The organism is Aliterella sp. E5.1, assembly GCF_057473825.1.
Map to the genome: position 1 here is coordinate 1 of NZ_JBYCCV010000519.1, position 1,033 is coordinate 1,033.

The 1,033-nt window shown below is 46.3% G+C and carries 2 protein-coding genes; both read right to left on the minus strand.

Translation table 11 applies throughout. The features are described 5' to 3' along the window. Window positions 1-11: 11 nt before the first annotated feature. The gene (locus AC2VE5_RS28710; protein WP_486890910.1) at window positions 12-584 is read right to left on the minus strand and encodes an IS630 family transposase; all 573 of its coding nucleotides are present in this window, start codon (window positions 582-584) and stop codon (window positions 12-14) included. Further along, a complete protein-coding gene (locus AC2VE5_RS28715; RefSeq protein WP_486890911.1) occupies window positions 539-979 on the minus strand; it encodes a helix-turn-helix domain-containing protein in 441 nt (146 codons plus the stop codon). The genes AC2VE5_RS28710 and AC2VE5_RS28715 overlap by 46 nt, the downstream gene beginning before the upstream one ends. Window positions 980-1,033: the final 54 nt, after the last annotated feature.

The following is a 1,033-nucleotide window of genomic DNA, read 5'->3' on the forward strand; positions in this document are numbered from 1 at the left end:
TACAGCAGTTCTCAGTTGGGTGAAACATAGCAACAACAGTGGGTAAACCAGCCAATAATATCTTGGAGTGTCACCGCAGCTAGAGCATCGGTGATTGCTTGGTCTAACTGTGCATAGGTTCGCGCCGCTCTTGCACGGAGAAACTCTTTGACCTTTGACCAACAGTTTTCAATTGGTGAAAAGTCTGGGGAGTAAGGAGACAAATAAATGATTGTTGCACCTACGCCTTCAATTGCCTCACGGATACCTGTAACTTTATGAGCAGGTAGGTTATCCATAACCACACAGGCTCCTGGCCAGAGGTTGGGAACCAACACCTGAGTCACATAAGTTTTGAAGGCTAGAGTATCCGTTGCGCCAGGGAAAGTAATTTCCCCGACTAAGCCTCGTAGAGCCATTGCACCAATCAATGTTACATTTTGTCCGCGCCCGTAAGGGGCGTGGTTATAGGCACGGCTACCTCGGCGAGAACGTGCGTAGCGCCGTGTCATTGCCAAATTGGAGCCTGTTTCATCCACAAATACCAAGTTTGCTAATTTTACTTGCCCAATTTCACGCCAATACTGGACTCGCAACTGCTGCACCCGCTCGCTTTGCCGCTCTGTTGCGTGTAAAGTTTTTTTTTTCGGGTCATCTTTAGCTTTAGCACCACCCGTCCCATAGTGGCTCTACTGACTCTAACTCCAATTTTTTCTTCTAGTTGTATAACTAACTCTTCTAATGTGGCATCGTTTTTTTGCTCGATTAATTGCGCTACCACTCCTAGTTGCTCCCCTTTGAGCTTTGGTTTAGCTCCTCCTCCATGAGGCTTGGGGCTAACCTTACCAGTCTGTTCATAACCTTTAATTAGCTTCCAGGTAAAGCTGTAACTGACGTGGAATCGTTCTGCTGTCTGCCCGATTGACTCCCTTTCTCTGCTATGGGTTTCCACAATCTTCTGGCGCAAATCATTTGAGTAAGCTTTCATCCATTTAGCCATTAATAGTTGTAGCAATGCTTCTCACTTTATCTCATTCAATCGAGAACCGCTGTA

Coding starts and splice junctions, on each gene's coding strand:
- AC2VE5_RS28715 (WP_486890911.1), bottom strand. CDS start 979: ATGGCTAAATGGATGAAAGCTTACTCAAATGATTTGCGCCAGAAGATT.